At 51.9% G+C, this 16,630-nt stretch carries 16 protein-coding genes; 11 read left to right on the plus strand and 5 right to left on the minus strand.

From position 1 onward, the window contains the following. Positions 1-48: 48 nt before the first annotated feature. The 3 genes from DDY07_RS17455 to DDY07_RS17465 all read right to left on the minus strand — a co-directional run bounded on the left by DDY07_RS17455 (position 49) and on the right by DDY07_RS17465 (position 1,808). Positions 49-882, minus strand: a complete 834-nt coding sequence (locus DDY07_RS17455) for an SDR family oxidoreductase (RefSeq protein WP_171696807.1) — start codon at positions 880-882, stop codon at positions 49-51. Then, complete coding sequence (locus DDY07_RS17460) at positions 879-1,469, minus strand: DUF4124 domain-containing protein (RefSeq protein WP_171696808.1); 591 nt, start codon at positions 1,467-1,469, stop codon at positions 879-881. Before DDY07_RS17460 ends, DDY07_RS17455 begins: the two co-directional genes overlap by 4 nt. 126 nt (positions 1,470-1,595) lie before the next feature. Next, on the minus strand, positions 1,596-1,808 hold the full coding sequence (locus DDY07_RS17465; protein ID WP_171696809.1) for a hypothetical protein: 213 nt from the start codon (positions 1,806-1,808) through the stop codon (positions 1,596-1,598). A gap of 182 nt (positions 1,809-1,990) precedes the next feature. On the opposite strand from DDY07_RS17465, the gene DDY07_RS17470 reads away from it, so the two are divergent. Beyond that, positions 1,991-2,824 carry a thymidylate synthase gene (locus tag DDY07_RS17470; protein ID WP_171696810.1) on the plus strand — a complete coding sequence of 278 codons (834 nt, stop codon included), beginning with the start codon at positions 1,991-1,993 and terminating at the stop codon, positions 2,822-2,824. A gap of 77 nt (positions 2,825-2,901) precedes the next feature. Here DDY07_RS17470 and smbP read toward each other — a convergent pair whose 3' ends face one another. Next, on the minus strand, positions 2,902-3,237 hold the full coding sequence (gene smbP, locus DDY07_RS17475) for a small metal-binding protein SmbP (protein WP_171696811.1): 336 nt from the start codon (positions 3,235-3,237) through the stop codon (positions 2,902-2,904). A gap of 211 nt (positions 3,238-3,448) precedes the next feature. Between smbP and nth the strand changes: the two genes are divergently transcribed. From nth to DDY07_RS17500, 5 genes are all read left to right on the plus strand, one after another. Continuing rightward, entirely contained in the window at positions 3,449-4,084 is a 636-nt protein-coding gene (gene nth / locus DDY07_RS17480) for an endonuclease III (RefSeq protein ID WP_171696812.1), read from the plus strand. A 107-nt stretch (positions 4,085-4,191) separates the two neighbouring features. Further along, complete coding sequence (locus tag DDY07_RS17485) at positions 4,192-4,773, plus strand: hypothetical protein (RefSeq protein ID WP_033158488.1); 582 nt, start codon at positions 4,192-4,194, stop codon at positions 4,771-4,773. A gap of 29 nt (positions 4,774-4,802) precedes the next feature. Further along, complete coding sequence (locus tag DDY07_RS17490) at positions 4,803-5,393, plus strand: DedA family protein (RefSeq protein ID WP_171696813.1); 591 nt, start codon at positions 4,803-4,805, stop codon at positions 5,391-5,393. 3 nt (positions 5,394-5,396) lie between these two features. Beyond that, positions 5,397-6,248 (plus strand): DUF692 domain-containing protein, encoded by an 852-nt coding sequence (locus DDY07_RS17495; protein ID WP_171696814.1) that lies wholly within the window; start codon positions 5,397-5,399, stop codon positions 6,246-6,248. Beyond that, positions 6,248-7,006, plus strand: coding sequence for a DUF2063 domain-containing protein (locus DDY07_RS17500; protein ID WP_171696815.1), 759 nt, complete (start codon positions 6,248-6,250; stop codon positions 7,004-7,006). Before DDY07_RS17495 ends, DDY07_RS17500 begins: the two co-directional genes overlap by 1 nt. Here the strand turns inward: DDY07_RS17500 and DDY07_RS17505 are convergent. Next, positions 6,984-7,319: an ASCH domain-containing protein gene (locus DDY07_RS17505; protein ID WP_171696816.1), complete on the minus strand. Its 336-nt coding sequence runs from the start codon at positions 7,317-7,319 to the stop codon at positions 6,984-6,986. The genes DDY07_RS17500 and DDY07_RS17505 overlap by 23 nt on opposite strands. Before the next feature lie 265 nt (positions 7,320-7,584). On the opposite strand from DDY07_RS17505, the gene DDY07_RS17510 reads away from it, so the two are divergent. The 5 genes from DDY07_RS17510 to DDY07_RS24185 all read left to right on the plus strand — a co-directional run bounded on the left by DDY07_RS17510 (position 7,585) and on the right by DDY07_RS24185 (position 16,584). Continuing rightward, complete coding sequence (locus tag DDY07_RS17510; RefSeq protein WP_225892975.1) at positions 7,585-8,667, plus strand: methyl-accepting chemotaxis protein; 1,083 nt, start codon at positions 7,585-7,587, stop codon at positions 8,665-8,667. Positions 8,668-8,679: 12 nt separating this feature from the next. After that, entirely contained in the window at positions 8,680-9,048 is a 369-nt protein-coding gene (locus DDY07_RS17515; RefSeq protein WP_020484376.1) for a response regulator, read from the plus strand. An 80-nt stretch (positions 9,049-9,128) separates the two neighbouring features. Continuing rightward, positions 9,129-9,416 carry a lipid asymmetry maintenance protein MlaB gene (locus DDY07_RS17520; protein ID WP_033158482.1) on the plus strand — a complete coding sequence of 96 codons (288 nt, stop codon included), beginning with the start codon at positions 9,129-9,131 and terminating at the stop codon, positions 9,414-9,416. A gap of 12 nt (positions 9,417-9,428) precedes the next feature. Beyond that, positions 9,429-11,603 (plus strand): chemotaxis protein CheA, encoded by a 2,175-nt coding sequence (locus DDY07_RS17525; protein ID WP_171696817.1) that lies wholly within the window; start codon positions 9,429-9,431, stop codon positions 11,601-11,603. A gap of 43 nt (positions 11,604-11,646) precedes the next feature. Beyond that, positions 11,647-16,584: a methyl-accepting chemotaxis protein gene (locus DDY07_RS24185; RefSeq protein ID WP_171696818.1), complete on the plus strand. Its 4,938-nt coding sequence runs from the start codon at positions 11,647-11,649 to the stop codon at positions 16,582-16,584. Positions 16,585-16,630: the final 46 nt, after the last annotated feature.

Below are 16,630 nucleotides of genomic sequence, written 5' to 3' on the forward strand. Positions count from 1 at the left end.
TAGCGGTTTTTATGGTTTTTTCGGTGACGAAAAAATGCCGCTGCGGCCTTATTCGACGCTGACTAGCAGCTTGTCCAGCCATGCGCTGGGCAGCAGCCGTTTCAACCAGGCAAACAAATGCGTGGGTACCGTTACCCGGTAGCGAATTTTCGGCCTATTCGACTCCAATGCATGCGCCACTTTTTCAGCGACTGCACTAGCCGGTAACGTGAAAGGTGCCGCCGGGCCGGGTTTTTGTAGCCTTGCTTCCATCGCTTTATAAGTTTCTTTGTGAAAACTGGCCTCGGCATCGATATGCTTTTGATACAAAGCAAAGGCATTTTCCCGGAAACGGCTCGTTATCGGCCCCGGTTCAATCAATACGATATGAATGCCTGTGCCGCGCAATTCCAAACGCAAGGTATCCGCCAAGCCTTCCAATGCGAATTTGCTGGCGTTATACGCGCCGCGAAACTTCATCGCCACGAACCCCAGTACCGAGCTGTTATAGATCACCCGGCCATGGCCTTGTTTGCGCATCAGCGGTAATAGCAGATTGGTCAATTCGTGGGTGCCGAACAGATTGGTTTCGAATTGGTGGCGCAGCACATCCCTGCTCAAATCTTCTACGGCGCCGGGCTGGCCGAAGGCGCCGTTATTGAACAATGCATCGATCTTGCCGTCGGTCAGCGCGATTAATTCGTTGACCGCGCGTTGAATGCTCCGCGAATCCGCCAAATCAAGTTGCAGACATTCGAAGCCTTCACCGCGCAAACGCTCTACATCCTCAGGCTTACGCGCGGAGCAAATTACCCGATGACCGCGCTGCTGCAAAAACAGCGCAGTGTGATAACCGATGCCGGAAGAGCAGCCGGTGATAAACAGCGTTTTGCCGACAATCATGGTTGAACGAGATCAGCCTCGTTGAACAAAAAGGTTTTGCCGCTGCTGCAATTAATCAGAAAATTTAGCTGGTCCGGTTTGCTCTTCCCAGTGAGCTCATCGGTTTCAATTCGCTGACACTCGCCGCTGGCTAAGGCTTTTTGTGCGGCCAGCCTGCGGAATTTTTCAACATCCGGCAGGCGCGTTTCGAAGGGTTTGACTTGCGCGGGTAGTTTTTCCGGATCGTAAGGTGGAATGGCGAATGCGGAAAATTGCATGGGGTTTTGCTTGATCAGAGTCTGTGTCATTTCACTCTGAACTCGGGCATCTTGTTTATTTTTGGCGATGGCGTCGAGTTTGGCCTGGTGCTCGGCTTGTTCCTGCGCAGACTGCTGTTTTTTCAATTCGGCTTCTGCGGCTTGCTGCCTTTCCAGCGCATTTAAATCAACACTGCTGCCGGTTTTGGTATTCATTTGCACCGCTTTGTGCTCCACCGTGCAGGGTGACGATTGATAATTGGTGTGGCCGCTGACATCAGTGCATTTAAATACCCCAGCCCAACTATCCGCGGACAGGCACAGGGCAAAAACGAAGAACAGATTTTTCATTGGATTCCTGTTGATTAAACGCCGAAACAAAACTATTACTCAGCTCGCGATCAGTGTAAATAAATTTTTTCTATTGGCCAGCCCCAGCCTGGCATCGCGCAAAAAATTGGTGGTTTTTGCCGGCTATTAATTTCCGGAAGTGAGCTCGACGGCGAAGTGTATCAGTCTTTTCAGCAATATCCAGCCGCTTAAAACGCAGAGGCCGCCATGTTCGCCGCGAAAGCACTTGAGCGAAATACCAGCTGCTTTTTCCCGAAATCCTTGGGCGATAAAGCCCCTTATCTCAAACTGAACACGCTGACGGTTAAAGGCATACAGCGCCGCGAGCTTATCCGGCATTTACAAAACCGTGTAGCTGGGTGCTAGCCACGCACCTCTTCTCATGGTGATCGACCAGCCATTTTGCCGCACATCTAAAGCTCTCGGCTGCCTCCATCACGACTCATGAAACACCGCCATGACAGTCGTATTCATCAAGCCGGCAAGTTATACTGCCCGCCAATTTTCGACCTAAGAGCGCTATGCAACCCTACCTGGATCTTCTCGCCGACATCATGAATAACGGCATCGACAAAAGCGACCGCACCGGCACCGGTACTCGGTCAGTGTTCGGTCGGCAGATGCGTTACAACTTGGCTGACGGCTTTCCGTTGCTGACGACCAAGAAGCTACATTTCAAATCCATTGCGTATGAATTGTTGTGGTTTTTACGCGGCGATACCAATATCCAATATTTGAACGATCACGGTGTAACGATTTGGGATGAGTGGGCCACGCCAGACGGCGAGCTGGGGCCTGTATATGGTGCGCAATGGCGTAACTGGCTGGGGCCGAATGGCGAGAGCTACGATCAGATGCAGATTTTGTTGGACGGTTTAAAAAACAAACCGGATTCGCGCCGACACATCGTCAGCGGCTGGAATGTGGCATTTTTGCCGGATGAAACCGTTGGTCCGCGCGAGAATGCCGCAGCCGGGCGAATGGCCCTGCCACCGTGCCATGTGTTGTATCAATTCTATGTCGCTAACGGCAAATTGTCCTGCATGATGACGCAGCGCAGTGCCGATTGCTTTTTAGGGGTGCCTTACAATCAAGCCAGTGTGGCCTTGTTAACGCATATGCTGGCACAGCAATGCGACTTAGAAGTCGGTGAGTTAATCATGTCGTTCGGTGACGTGCATATCTATCGCAACCATTTTGAGCAAGTTGCATTGCAACTTAGCCGGCAACCCTTGACACCGCCGCGGCTGCAATTAAAACGCCGGCCGGAATCGCTATTTTCCTATGAATTTGCCGACTTTGAACTGCTGGATTATCAGGCACATCGACATATCGCCGGTGCGGTTTCAGTTTAGGTGAGTAGATAGAGACGCTGAATTTGCGTCTCTATCTATTTGATCGCAAATGGATCTATTGATTAGCGGTTAAGAATCTACTTGTTGCCCGCCTTGATATGGTCAACGGCTTCTTCGGCGGCTTTTGTAGCGACATCGGCATGGCCCATTTTGCCGTGTTCAATTGCGCTTTCCAGGGATTTTACCCCGGCATCGAGATGCGTTTTAGATTCGCCCTTGGCGACTTCAGCACCTTTCTTGGCATGGGTTAAGGCCGCTTCGGCATGTTCCACCAAAATCGGGCTATGGCCGGCTTTGCCGTGGGTGACAGCCTGTTCGACATGCTTCAAGGCTTCGGTAGCATGTTCTTCGGCGAATACACCGGCACTCGCGAGCAGTAATGCACTAATGGTAATGGCAGTAAATGTTTTCATAATTCCCCCGAATTGAATTGTTGTGGTTTTCCGCACCCATTCTGAGTGCTAGCTAGTGACTTGATGCGCGCGAGTTTGGTTCCAAACTAAATGCGACAATTTAGTTGACTCGTTACTTAGTTCCTTTAGTGAACAAGTAACGACGCCACCAATATTTGCCTTGCAAGCCGGGAGAATCCTGGAAAGCTTGGCTTTGCATCCCTTTTTGAGCATGAATAACGAAAAACGCCTACAGATATTCCAGCGCTTGGCCGAAGCCACGCCGAATCCGACCACCGAACTGAATTTCACTACCCCGTTCGAATTACTGGTGGCGGTGGTGTTGTCCGCGCAAGCGACCGATAAGGGCGTCAACAAGGCGACTGCCAAGTTGTTTCCCGTGGCGAATACACCGCAGGCGATCCTGGCTTTGGGTGAAGACGGTTTGAAGGAGCACATCAAAACCATCGGCTTATTCAACAGCAAGGCGGCAAATGTCATAAAACTTTGTCAGACTCTACTGGAACAGCATGGAGGAGAAGTGCCGCGTCAGCGGGAAGCACTAGAGGCGCTGGCCGGAGTGGGCCGCAAAACGGCGAATGTGATTTTAAACACCGCATTTGGGGAGCCGACCATCGCCGTAGATACGCATATTTTCCGGGTCGCCAATCGCATCGGCCTGGCGCCGGGCAAAAATGTCCTGGAAGTGGAGCGGAAGCTGGATAAAACCGTGCCCAAGCAGTACAAGAAAGACGCGCACCATCTGCTGATTCTACACGGCCGATATATTTGTGTGGCCAGGAAGCCGCGTTGCGGCGCTTGCTGCATCGCCGATGTCTGTGAATTTAAGGCAAAGAATTTAGACTGAATATGCAATAATCGGAGTAGAGTCATAAATATTTCGCGTCAGTCGTAAGCCCCGGCAGTTGCATGCTGGAGCAACATAATTAAAAAATCACACGAGAGGATAATCGCATGAAAAAATTTAATAAATCTCCGCTGGCCGCTGCGATGGGCGGTGCGCTTTTGTCCGGCATGGCTGTCAACGCGCAGGCCGATGCCAACCCATTCGCCGTTTCCGAGTTGTCTAGCGGCTATATGCAAGTTGCGACGTCGCATGCAGAGCATTCAAACGGCAAAATCAGTCAGGGCGCGTGTGGCTCTAATGCAATGGACGGCAATGGCATCAAAAAAAGTGAGACCAAAAAAGCTGAAGCGAAAAAAACCGAAGGCTCATGCGGCGAAGGCATGTGCGGCGGCATGATGAGCGGCGGCAAAATGAAAAAAGGCATGGAAAGCGCTTGCGGCGCGATGATGAAGGGTAAAGAAGGCGCTTGCGGCATGGGCATGATGACCGGCGGCGGCATGATGAGTATGGGCAGCATGGGCGGCATGGATCACGGCGCCGACAAGCCTAAGAAAGCCGAAGAAGGCAGTTGCGGTGCCATGATGGGGGGTGACAAAAAAGCCGGCGAACATAGCTGCGGCGCCATGATGAAAAACGAAGAAGGTAGTTGCGGGAGCAAAATGGATGCAGACAAAGCAGCCAGCCATTAATTTCGACTCATCGCCAATAGACCGACACTATGGATTTTAATGATTTACAGCAGCTGGTTATCGATTACGGCTATTTAGCTTTGTTTATCGGTACGTATCTGGAAGGCGAAACCATTCTGGTCATCGCCGGCTTTTTAGCGCACGGCGGCTATTTGCAATTGGAATGGGTGATGCTGACGGCGTTTTTGGGTACCTTTGCCGGCGACCAGACCTTTTTCTATCTGGGCCGTTGGAAAGGCATCGCCTTTCTGGAGAAACGTCCGCTTTGGCATAGCAAAACCGACAAGGTTTTCGATTTGCTGCACAAACATCAGATCCCGGTAATTTTGGGATTTCGCTTTCTCTACGGCGTACGTAACGTCACGCCGTTTGTGATCGGGGCCAGCAAGATTCATCCCTTGAAGTTTTTCTTGCTGAATTTTCTCGGCGCCGGCATTTGGGCAATAGCGGTCGGTTATCTGGGCTACACCTTCGGCCAATTTGCCGAGTCCATCATGGGTCAGGTCAAAAAATACGAAATGTATATCCTGGGCGTATTGGTGGCGATTGGTTTAGCCTTCTTCTGGCGTTCTACCCACAAACCGGAAACACCGGACGCACCGGACGCACCGGAAGAGTAAGTCATGGATAGCGTTCGCAATCTCGTTCACGGTGCCGGCTTAGGCTTGCGGCGCTCGTTTTTGAGCGAGATTGTCGAGTCGCCGCTGGCCCATGTGGGTTTTTACGAAGTGGCGCCGGAAAACTGGATGACCATCGGTGGCAAGTTCGGCAAACAGTTTCGCGCCATGACCGAGCGTTTTGATTTTGTCTGTCATGGCCTGTCGCTGTCGATAGGTAGCAGCGATCCGCTGGATGAGCAATTCGTGCAAGATTTGAAAGTGTTCATGCGCGAGCACGGGATCAAATTCTACAGCGAACACCTTAGCTATTGCAGCCATGGCGGGCATTTATACGACTTGATGCCGATGCCGTTCACCGAAGATGCTGTCAAGCACGTTGCCGCGCGTATTCGCAGGGTGCAGGACATTCTGGAACAGCGCATAGCCATCGAAAACATTTCTTATTACGCCGCGCCGGGCCAGGAAATGGCCGAGATCGATTTTTTCAACGCGGTAGTTACCGAAGCCGACTGCGATGTGCTGATCGACATCAACAATATCTACGTTAACAGTGTCAATCATAGTTACGATGCCGAGACCTTTCTGCGGGCCATGCCTGCCGAACGCATCGCATACGCGCACATCGCTGGCCATTATATGGAAGCAGAGGATTTTCTGGTCGATACCCACGGCGCGCCGGTGATCGATCCGGTCTGGACTTTGTTGGGCAAGGCTTACGAGCTGTTCGGCGTGTTCCCTACCCTGCTGGAGCGGGATTTCAACATTCCCTCCTTGCTTGAGTTAAGCAAGGAAGTCGATACCATTCAAGCCATTCAGCAGCATTATGCGGCTGGCGGGCAAAAACAGGTAGCCTAATGGCTGCCGATTTTCAGGCTACCCAAGGCCAGTTTGCCGCGTATATTCGCGATCCGCAAAACAATCCGCCGCCGGCGGATGTCGAGCCGCGGCGTATGGCCATGTATCGGGAATTGTTTTTCAACAATATCGACAGTTTTATTGCCAGTAATTTTCCGGTATTGCGAGCCATCCTGAATGATGCGCAATGGCAGGAAATCACTCAGGATTTTTTTACCCGGCATCGCTGCGATACCCCCTATTTCTCGGAAATTGCCGAAGAGTTTTTAGCGTATTTACAAAACGAACGAAATAATCCGGACGATTATCCGTTTCTGTTGGAATTGGCACATTACGAATGGGTGGAAATGGCTTTGTCGATTGCCAAGGACACACCAATATTGGGTGACAGCGATTTTCTGGATAAGTTGTTGCCGCGCAGCATCGCGTTATCGCCCTTGGCCTGGCCGTTGCTTTACCGTTATCCGGTACAGGCAATAGGCCCCGGCTTTTTGCCGCTAGAGCCGCCGGAGCAAACCACTTGCTTGATCGTTTACCGCGACAATCTCGACTGCGTGCATTTTCTGAAAACCACCGGTTTGACCATACGCTTGCTGCAAATTTTGCAGGATGAAGGGCCGATGACCGGCGAACAGTGCTTGCAAGCGGTTGCCACGGAATTCCCGCAACTGGATAGCCAAGCCTTAATGGCCGCCGGCCCGCCGATGCTGCGGGAGCTGGCTGAGAAAGGGATTCTTATTCCGGCTGTTGCCGCTTAAAGCTATGCACCCAGACTAGTCCGTCCTCGTTCCACTCCATGCCGCTGTGCATTTTCAATATTAAATCCTTATACATTGCCAGATTCGGATAACCCTCCGCCCGGGCGTCCGCGTCACTCATGTCGCCTATTCTTTGGCGTTCCACGCTAGTTACTTCAAATACAACCTCTTCCAGTACAAAAGTTTCGCCGGGATAGGCATATAAACCGTCGCGGCGTTGCTGGGTTTTATCGCCGGCCAGCGTTGCCGCCACTAATTTGGGGTGTCGAACCAAACGGTCGATGCTGCAAGATTTTTCGGGATATTCAGTCATGAAAGCGGATGTCCTTGTAGTACGGAATAAAACAGCTTGGCACTTTAAAAGCCTTAAACACGCATTGCAAGCGACTTCCGTTAGCAGTTTCGCAAATTAATCATCAGTTGTGGGACTAACCCTACAATTTGTCGGTAGCTTTCTAGATAAACCGAATTTTCCTGCCTATACTTTTTTCCACATTGAATTTCCAGGCCACTGAACCGAAATGATCGGCGGCAGAGGGCTGCGAAATCATAAAAAAAACCAGGGAGATTACGCCAAAATGTCTATATTCCAATTTGCGGTAATGATTTGCGTTGCATTGATGTCGGCAGGAATAGCCGCTTGGGTGACCAAAAAACGCTGTGTTGCCGCTACGCAAAATACCTTGACTGACAAGGCCCCCGCCTTATCGGTAGCCGAAATAGAAAAATATATTTCCGGTCTGGATCGGTTTGCCGAGCAAGTCACGCCGGTATGGGCAGCACAAATCGATTCGACCCGGCAACAAATCGAGCAGGCAATTACGTTGTTGACTCAACGCTTTGCCGGGATTACCAATAATCTGGAAGCGGCTTTAAGATCCTCCCATTCCACTCTCGGTGGCAACGGCGAAGAAGTATTCGTAAACAGCAACACCAATTTGCAAAAAGTGGTGAGCTCCATGGATGCGGCATTGCAGGAAAATTTGGCGGTTTTGCAGAAAATTCGCTCCTTGGCGGGCTTTATTGATGAATTGAAGCAGATGGCCAAGGAAGTGGCGCGGATTGCCGAACAAACCAATCTGATTGCCTTAAACGCCGCTATCGAAGCGGCTCGGGCCGGCGAAGCAGGCCGCGGTTTTGCCGTGGTGGCGGACGAGGTTAGAAAGCTATCCAACTTGTCCGGTGAAACCGGTAAGCAGATCGGCTCCAAAGTCGAGCAAGTTAGCTCTGCTATTCAAACCGCGTTGCTAGCGGTGGAAAAAAGCGCGCAAAACGAGGCCGAAGCGGTCTCCGCTTGTAACAGCAATATTCAATCGGTAATGGATAACCTGCATGACGTGTTTACCAAATTGCAGGGCTATTCAAGCAACTTAAGCCATTCGGCGCAGGCCATAAAAGGTGAGATAGACGAATCCTTGGTGCATTTTCAATTTCAAGACCGGATCGGCCAAATTCTGCAACACGTCAAAGACAGCATTGCCGATTTCCCCAAACAGCTCAATCGCAGTCATGCCGGCGGTGTATTTGCGTTGCGGCCGATAGATGCGGACCACATTTTAAGCGGCTTGACCAGCACCTACACCATGGAATCCGAACACCACGCCCATGGTCATGGCAATCGGGCCGTTGAACCTCAAACACAAGAGATTACTTTTTTCTAGGATATTAAGCATATGGCAAAAACGATATTGGTAGTAGACGATGCGGCGTCGGTCCGTCAGGTAGTAGGTATTGCGCTGAAAGGCGCCGGTTATGAAGTAATAGAAGCGTGCGACGGCAAGGATGGGCTAAGTAAGCTCAACGGCCAGAAAATTCACCTCATCATATCCGATGTCAATATGCCGAATATGGACGGCATTACCTTCGTGAAGGAACTTAAACAGTTACCGGCCTATAAATTTACCCCGGTCATTATGCTGACCACCGAATCTCAGGAAGGCAAAAAACAGGAAGGCCAGGCAGCGGGCGCCAAAGCCTGGGTGGTTAAACCGTTCCAGCCGGCGCAAATGTTAGCGGCCGTTTCCAAGTTAATTTTGCCTTGATCGGAGTATGAACAGCGGTCGTTCATCCCGTTTCCGCCGATTCATATAAGTACCTCTGTCTATGTCTAGCGAGATCGTCCATGCCCAGCCTAACCATTAAAGACGAATTAACCATCTACAACGCGGCAGATCAGAAATCCAATCTGCTGATGTTTCTAACGGCTGGGGATGATTTGGAGATCAATCTTGCCAACGTCACCGAAATCGATACGGCCGGCCTACAGTTGTTGATTCTAATTAAACGCGAAGCCGCACATTTAGGTAAGAGCTTGCGTTTCGTGATGCACAGCAAAGCCGTGTTGGATGTGCTGGAACTAGCGAATCTGACGGGTACTTTTGGCGATCAGGTCGTGCTGACCCAAAACTAAGGAGTATGCGAAATGAGTTTTGATGATCAAATGCGGGATGCTCTGAAGACTTTTGTGATTGAAAGTCTGGAGTTATTGCAAGACATGGAAGACGGCTTACTCGGGCTAGAAGACGATCAGGAGCCGTCCGAACGGATTAACGCCATTTTCCGAGCCGCACATACCATTAAGGGGTCGGCGGGATTATTCGGTCTGGATCATATCGTTGCCTTCACCCACGTGGTGGAAAGCGTGCTTGATACCTTGCGCGACGGAAAGTTGAGCGTTTCGCCGGAACTGGTCGCCATTCTGCTACCTTGCTGCGACCATATGATTGAGCTGATTCAAGCAGTGGCCGACGGCGAAGTAAACGCCAACCCGGCGATGACCAATGCCGAACGACAATTACTGGATGGCTTGGAGTCTTTTTTGAAGCCTGAGCCCAAGCAGGCGATGACGACTGTGCAGCAAGCTGGCGAACCGCTCGAAGCCAGCGGTGGCGGCGTAATCGACAGCGGCAATTGGCATTTGTTTATTCAATTCGGCGAAAACTGTCTACGCGACGGCATGGATCCCTTGTCTTTCATCCGCTATTTGGCAACGCTAGGCGAGATTATGTCGCTGACTACTTTCAGTCATGCAATGCCGGATGCCGAAAGCATGGATCCCGAGAGCAGTTATCTGGGTTTTGAAATTGTCCTAAAAAGCGACTCAGACAAAGCCGCTATCGAAAGCGTGTTCGATTTTGTTCGCGAAGGCAGTTACATCCACATTTTGCCGCTGGAAGACAAAATCCCCTACTACGTCGAACTGATCAATTCGCTGGGCGAAGACAATGCCCAACTCGGCGAGCTATTGCTGAAAAGCGGGGTCATTACCCAACGTGAACTACAAGAAGGCCTCAACGCGCAGCAGGCGCAAGTCCCGCAACCGAATACCCGCCTCGGCGAAATCTTGGTCGATCAACAAGTGGTACAGCAGCCGTTGGTTAATGCGGCACTGGAAAAGCAGCAGCAGATTAAAGATAACAAAGCCCGAGAAAACCAAACCATACGGGTAGACGCCGAGCGCTTGGACAAACTCATCGATGTGATAGGCGAACTGGTTATTTCGGGTGCGGGTGTCAATCTGCGTGCCTTACAGACCAGCGATTCCGCGCTATTGGAAGCCACCAGCGAAATGATGCGCTTGGTCGAAGAAGTGCGCGACGGTGCATTGCAACTGCGGATGGTGGCGATAGGTGCCACATTCAGCCGCTTTCAGCGAGTGGTGCGCGATGTTGGCAAAGAACTGGGCAAAGATATTGCCCTGGTCATTACCGGCGGCGACACCGAAGTGGATAAATCGGTTGTCGAAAAAATCGGCGATCCGCTGATGCACTTGGTCCGCAACGCAATGGACCACGGTATCGAGTCTGCCGAAGTCCGCGCCGCGCGCGGCAAATCCAGTCGCGGCGAACTCAGATTAAACGCCTACCACGAGTCGGGCAGCATTGCCATAGAAGTTAGCGATGATGGCGGTGGTCTGGATCGTGATCGAATTTTGGCAAAAGCCATCGAAAAAGGTTTGGTGCAAGCCGACGCCAAACTAAGCGACCATGAAATTTATAGCTTGATTTTCGAGCCCGGCTTTTCAACCGCCAGCCAAATTTCCAATCTGTCCGGGCGCGGTGTGGGCATGGATGTGGTCAAACGGAACGTGACCGATTTACGCGGCGACATCGAAGTTGAAAGCAGGCCGGGTCAAGGTTCCACTATCCGCATTCGTTTACCACTGACATTAGCCATCATTGATGGGTTTTTGGTGGGTGTAGGTAAATCGTCATACGTGATTCCTCTTGACCGGGTTGTCGAGTGTCTGGAGTTGTCCGGCGATTTGATTGACAGGGATTACATGGATTTGCGCGGCGAAGTATTGCCTTTTATCCGCTTGCGCGATCTGTTCAACATCAGCGGAGATCAACCGCGCAGACCGAATGTCGTCGTGGTGCATGCAGCGGGTGTCAAAACCGGGCTGGTCGTTGATCGCTTAATCGGCGAGTTTCAGACGGTTATCAAGCCGCTTGGCAAGTTATTCGGACATGTGGAAGGGCTGGGAGGATCCACGATCTTGGGCAGTGGCGAAGTGGCGTTAATTTTGGATGTACCTGTCTTGGTGAGCGCCTTTGAACACAAGCTTCAGGGCAATATGCACTTGGCCCAGGCTTGAGCCCAATTGGAAAAAAGCCAATTACATACTATGGAAAATAGCCATGAGAAATAATCAACCCGTTACTGACGTCGAATTACATTTTTCCGAAGAAGACATTCTCACCTCTACCACCGATTTGAACGGCTATATCACCAGCGTCAGCCCGGCTTTCATCAAACTGAGTGGCTTCACGGAATCGGAACTGCTGGGGCAGCCGCACAACATTGTACGGCATCCGGATATGCCGGAAGAGGCCTATGAATGGATGTGGCGAACCATAGAGTCCGGCTGTACTTGGCGCGGATTGGTAAAAAACCGTTCCAAAAATGGCGACTTTTATTGGGTGGAAGCCAATGTCGCGCCAATTTACAACGAAGGCCAGATGATTGGTTACCGGTCTATCCGCTTCAAGCCAGCACGCAGCGAAGTTGATGCGGCTGCCGCGCTATATGCCGATATCAAAGCCGGTCGCGTTAAAAACCCCTTTAAAGAGGGAAAGATTTCTAGCGTATTTAGCAAAATTAAGCTCTGGCAAAAGTTTGTTGCCTTAGTGGTTCTGGCTATTGCTATGTTCGCAGTGCCAACCTACTTTTTGATAAATGACAATATCGCAGACAAGGATTTCGCATTAAAGGAAAAACAAGGTGTCGATTACGCTACGGAAACCATCAAACTGATGCAACTGGTGGTAGAGCACCGTGGCTTGAACGCGATGGTAATCGCCGGCAACACACAGGAAGCGAGCCGCCGGGAGGCGAAACGCAACGAAGTCAATCAGCAAATCGCCGGTATCTCCGCATTGGACGGACGGTTGGCAGAATTAAAGCTGACTTTGGCCTGGCAAGCGCTTAGGGAAAAATGGCAAGAGCTAGCGGCTTCGGCTAGCAAATTTGATGCACAAACCAATCTTGCAAAGCATGGCGAATTCGTTAGTCAATTGCACGCTTTTAACCGCAAAGTGGCTGATGCATCGGGACTAGGATTGGATCCGGAAGCCGATACCTATTACGCCCAAGTGTTGGCAATCAGTTTATTTCCTGAGCTGTCCGAACAATTGGGTATGCTCAGAGGCGTGGGATCTCCGATTTTGCAGCGAAAAACCGTGACTGTTGCAGAAGCCGCTTACCTGCGAGCATTAATCGCGAATGCTGAAGAAACCCTGGCGATGATCGACGAGAATATTCCCAAAATCGGCAGCATGAACCCCGCACTCCGCACGGATTTGCAAAAAGCCACCGCCTTAGCCAAGCAAGCGCTGAGCGTGACTGAAACGGAAATTTTGCAACGCGGACAACTTGAGCTTGCCGGCAGCGATTATTTCAACAGCTTGACGCAGGCTATCCAACAAAACTTCTCGTTAGCAGGCGGATTTAGCAAGTTGCTATATGCCGGTTTGGATGCCCGTTTGGCGCGATTAGGCGGCACTATCAACACTACGATGATAGTCGTGTCCTTATTCTTGTTGGGTTTCCTGGCGATGAGTTGGTACATCGTCATGGGGGTGCTCCGCCCTGTCAATGCCATGATTCATGCCATGACCTTGTTCGGGCGCGGCCAAATGCCGCAAAACGATAGCCATAACTACGGCTTAGAATTCAATCAACTGAATGAGGGTGTCAAAGCCGCAGTATTCTCCGTGCAATCCTTGATTGCCGATGCCGTCATGCTGTCCCACTCAGCCGTAGAAGGACAGCTGTCCACCCGTGCAGATGCGACTAAACACCAGGGTGATTATCGGAAAATCGTCGTAGGTGTTAACGACACGCTGGAAGCCGTGATCGGCCCTTTGAACGTCGCCGCCGAGTACGTCGATAACATCTCTAAAGGCGCCATCCCCGCAAAAATCACCGACACCTACAACGGCGATTTCAACACCATCAAAAACAACCTGAACAACTGTATCGACGCGATCAGCAGCATGGTGGCCGAAGCCGCTGCCTTGGAAAAAGCCGCCATCGAAGGCCGCTTAGCCACCCGCGCCGACGCCAGCCAATACCAAGGCGACTTCCGCAAGATTGTTGAAGGCGTCAACAACACCCTGGATGCGGTGATCGGACCTTTGAATGTCGCGGCCGAGTACGTGGACAACATCTCTAAAGGCGCGATCCCCGCCAAAATCACCGACACCTACAACGGTGATTTCAACACCATCAAAAACAATCTGAACAACTGTATCGATGCGATTTCCAACATGGTGGCCGAAGCCGCTGCGCTGGAAAAAGCCGCCATCGAAGGCCGCTTAGCCACCCGCGCCGACGCCAGCCAATACCAAGGCGATTACCGCAAGATTGTCGAAGGCGTCAACAACACCCTGGATGCGGTGATTGGACCTTTGAACGTCGCTGCCGAGTACGTCGACAACATCTCGCGCGGGGCGATTCCGGCGAAAATCACCGACACCTACAACGGTGATTTCAACACCATCAAGAACAATCTGAACAACTGTATCGATGCGATTTCCAGCATGGTCGCCGAAGCCGCTGCGCTGGAAAAAGCCGCCATCGAAGGCCGCTTAGCCACCCGCGCCGACGCCAGCCAATACCAAGGCGATTACCGCAAAATTGTCGAAGGCGTCAACAACACCCTGGACGCCGTGATTGGACCTTTGAATGTCGCGGCCGACTACGTGGACAACATCTCTAAAGGCGCGATCCCCGCCAAAATCACCGACACCTACAACGGTGATTTCAATGTCATCAAAAACAACTTGAACACCTGCATCGATGCGGTGAACGCCTTGGTGGCCGATGCCAATATGTTATCGACTGCTGCCGTCGAAGGGCGTTTGGCCACCCGCGCGGATGCCACTAAGCACCAAGGCGATTTCCGCAAAATCGTCGAAGGGGTCAACAGCACGCTGGATGCGGTAATCGGGCCCTTGAACGTGGCCGCCGAGTACGTGGACAACATCTCGCGCGGGGCGATTCCGGCGAAAATCACCGACCACTACAACGGCGACTTCAACACCATCAAAAACAACCTGAACAACTGTATCGACGCGATTTCCAGCATGGTGGCCGAAGCGGTGGCCTTGGAAAAAGCCGCTATCGAAGGCCGCTTAGCCACCCGCGCCGACGCCAGCCAATACCAAGGTGACTACCGGAAAATCGTCCAAGGCGTCAATAACACCCTGGATGCGGTGATCGGGCCTTTGAACGTGGCGGCCGAGTACGTGGACAACATCGCTAAAGGCGCGATCCCCGCCAAAATCACCGACACCTACAACGGCGATTTCAATGTCATCAAAAACAATCTGAACACCTGTATTGATGCGGTGAACGCCTTGGTGGCCGATGCCAATATGTTATCGACCGCTGCCGTCGAAGGGCGTTTGGCCACCCGCGCGGATGCCACTAAGCACCAAGGTGATTTCCGCAAGATTGTCGAGGGCGTGAACCTGACCCTGAATGCGGTGATCGGCCCGTTGAATGTGGCGGCTGACTATGTCGATAACATTTCCAAAGGCCACATTCCGGCCAAAATCACCGACACCTACAACGGTGATTTCAACACCATTAAAAACAACCTCAACACCTGTATCGATGCGGTCAATACGCTGGTGGCCGACGCCAATATGCTGGCCACCGCTGCGGTTGAGGGGCGCCTGCAAACCCGTGCCGACGCCAGCAAACACCAAGGCGACTTCCGCAAAATCGTCGAAGGCGTCAACGACACCCTGGATGGGGTGATCTTGCCGCTGAATGAAGCGGTCGAAGTACTGGCGTTGGTTGAACAAGGCGACCTGACCCGCAACGTGACCGGTAACTACCAAGGCCAGTTGGGTGAATTTAAAGACACCGTGAATAACACCGTCGCCAAACTCTCCCAAACCATTGCCGAGGTGATTTCCGCCGCGGATCAACTGGGTAATGCCTCCGAACAGATCAGTTCCACTTCGCAATCGCTGTCGCAAGCCGCCAGCGAACAGGCAGGCAGTGTCGAGATCACCAGTGCCAGCATCGAGGAAATGGCGGCCAGCATCAACCAGAATGCCGACAATGCCAAAGTCACCGACGGCATGGCCAGCAAAGCCGCTACCGAAGCCAGCCAAGGCGGTGAAGCGGTGAAACAGACCGTTGACGCCATGCGCGAGATTGCCAAAAAAATCGGCATCATCGACGACATCGCCTATCAAACCAACATGCTGGCATTGAACGCCGCCATCGAAGCGGCGCGAGCCGGCGATCACGGCAAAGGTTTTGCGGTGGTGGCGGCAGAAGTGCGCAAGCTGGCCGAGCGCAGCCAGGTGGCGGCGCAGGAGATTGGCGAGTTGGCCGAAAACAGCGTCGAGACAGCGGAAAGTGCCGGCAAGCTGCTGGATGAAATTGTCCCCAGCATTGCCAGAACCTCCGACTTGGTGCAGGAGATTGCCGCCGCCTCCCAAGAACAATCCGCCGGTGTCAGCCAAGTCAACAATGCCATGAACCAGATGAACCAGATTACTCAGCAGAATGCATCCGCCAGCGAACAGTTGGCGGCTACTGCGGAAGAAATGATGGGGCAAACGGAACAACTACAAAGTTTGATGAGCTTTTTCAAAATCACCTCTTCCGGACATGCTGCTAGCCGCTCTGCAACCCAGGCAACATCGCGTCGGTCAGAAAGTGCGAAACAGGCAAGTGCGAAAACCACAGAGGATGACGCCATCGACTTGGATGCAGCCATTCAAGCGCACAGCGAGTGGAAGGTGAAACTGCGCCGGGGTATCAGCCAACACGAGCACATGGATGCCGTCACCATTGGTCGGGACGATTGCTGCAAGCTGGGTAAATGGTTGCACGGTGGCGGTCAAAAGCAATACAAACATTTGTCCGGTTTTCAGGACTGTCTGCATAAACATGCGCAGTTTCATCGCGAAGCCGGAAAAGTGGCCGAGGTGATTAATAGTGGCCAATATGAAACCGCCGAGTCCTTGTTAGATGCGGGCAGCGCGTTTGCATTGGCCTCCAGCCAAGTCAGTGTTGCCATTGTGACATTAAAAAAACAAGCACATTTATAAAATCGGAGCCATCTCAAGCTGGTTTTTTATGAGCTAGAAAAAGCTG

This window comes from Methylomonas sp. ZR1 (assembly GCF_013141865.1).
GTDB lineage: Bacteria > Pseudomonadota > Gammaproteobacteria > Methylococcales > Methylomonadaceae > Methylomonas.

Excerpts from the sequence above, each read along its gene's own strand:
- DDY07_RS17460 (WP_171696808.1), bottom strand. The coding sequence starts at position 1,469 with ATGAAAAATCTGTTCTTCGTTTTTGCCCTGTGCCTGTCCGCGGATAGT.
- DDY07_RS17505 (WP_171696816.1), bottom strand. The coding sequence starts at position 7,319 with ATGACTGAATATCCCGAAAAATCTTGCAGCATCGACCGTTTGGTTCGA.
- DDY07_RS24185 (WP_171696818.1), top strand. The coding sequence starts at position 11,647 with ATGAGAAATAATCAACCCGTTACTGACGTCGAATTACATTTTTCCGAA.
- DDY07_RS17510 (WP_225892975.1), top strand. The coding sequence starts at position 7,585 with ATGTCTATATTCCAATTTGCGGTAATGATTTGCGTTGCATTGATGTCG.
- smbP (WP_171696811.1), bottom strand. The coding sequence starts at position 3,237 with ATGAAAACATTTACTGCCATTACCATTAGTGCATTACTGCTCGCGAGT.
- DDY07_RS17455 (WP_171696807.1), bottom strand. The coding sequence starts at position 882 with ATGATTGTCGGCAAAACGCTGTTTATCACCGGCTGCTCTTCCGGCATC.
- DDY07_RS17490 (WP_171696813.1), top strand. The coding sequence starts at position 4,803 with ATGGATTTTAATGATTTACAGCAGCTGGTTATCGATTACGGCTATTTA.
- DDY07_RS17520 (WP_033158482.1), top strand. The coding sequence starts at position 9,129 with ATGCCCAGCCTAACCATTAAAGACGAATTAACCATCTACAACGCGGCA.
- DDY07_RS17465 (WP_171696809.1), bottom strand. The coding sequence starts at position 1,808 with ATGCCGGATAAGCTCGCGGCGCTGTATGCCTTTAACCGTCAGCGTGTT.
- DDY07_RS17495 (WP_171696814.1), top strand. The coding sequence starts at position 5,397 with ATGGATAGCGTTCGCAATCTCGTTCACGGTGCCGGCTTAGGCTTGCGG.
- DDY07_RS17500 (WP_171696815.1), top strand. The coding sequence starts at position 6,248 with ATGGCTGCCGATTTTCAGGCTACCCAAGGCCAGTTTGCCGCGTATATT.
- nth (WP_171696812.1), top strand. The coding sequence starts at position 3,449 with ATGAATAACGAAAAACGCCTACAGATATTCCAGCGCTTGGCCGAAGCC.
- DDY07_RS17525 (WP_171696817.1), top strand. The coding sequence starts at position 9,429 with ATGAGTTTTGATGATCAAATGCGGGATGCTCTGAAGACTTTTGTGATT.
- DDY07_RS17485 (WP_033158488.1), top strand. The coding sequence starts at position 4,192 with ATGAAAAAATTTAATAAATCTCCGCTGGCCGCTGCGATGGGCGGTGCG.
- DDY07_RS17470 (WP_171696810.1), top strand. The coding sequence starts at position 1,991 with ATGCAACCCTACCTGGATCTTCTCGCCGACATCATGAATAACGGCATC.
- DDY07_RS17515 (WP_020484376.1), top strand. The coding sequence starts at position 8,680 with ATGGCAAAAACGATATTGGTAGTAGACGATGCGGCGTCGGTCCGTCAG.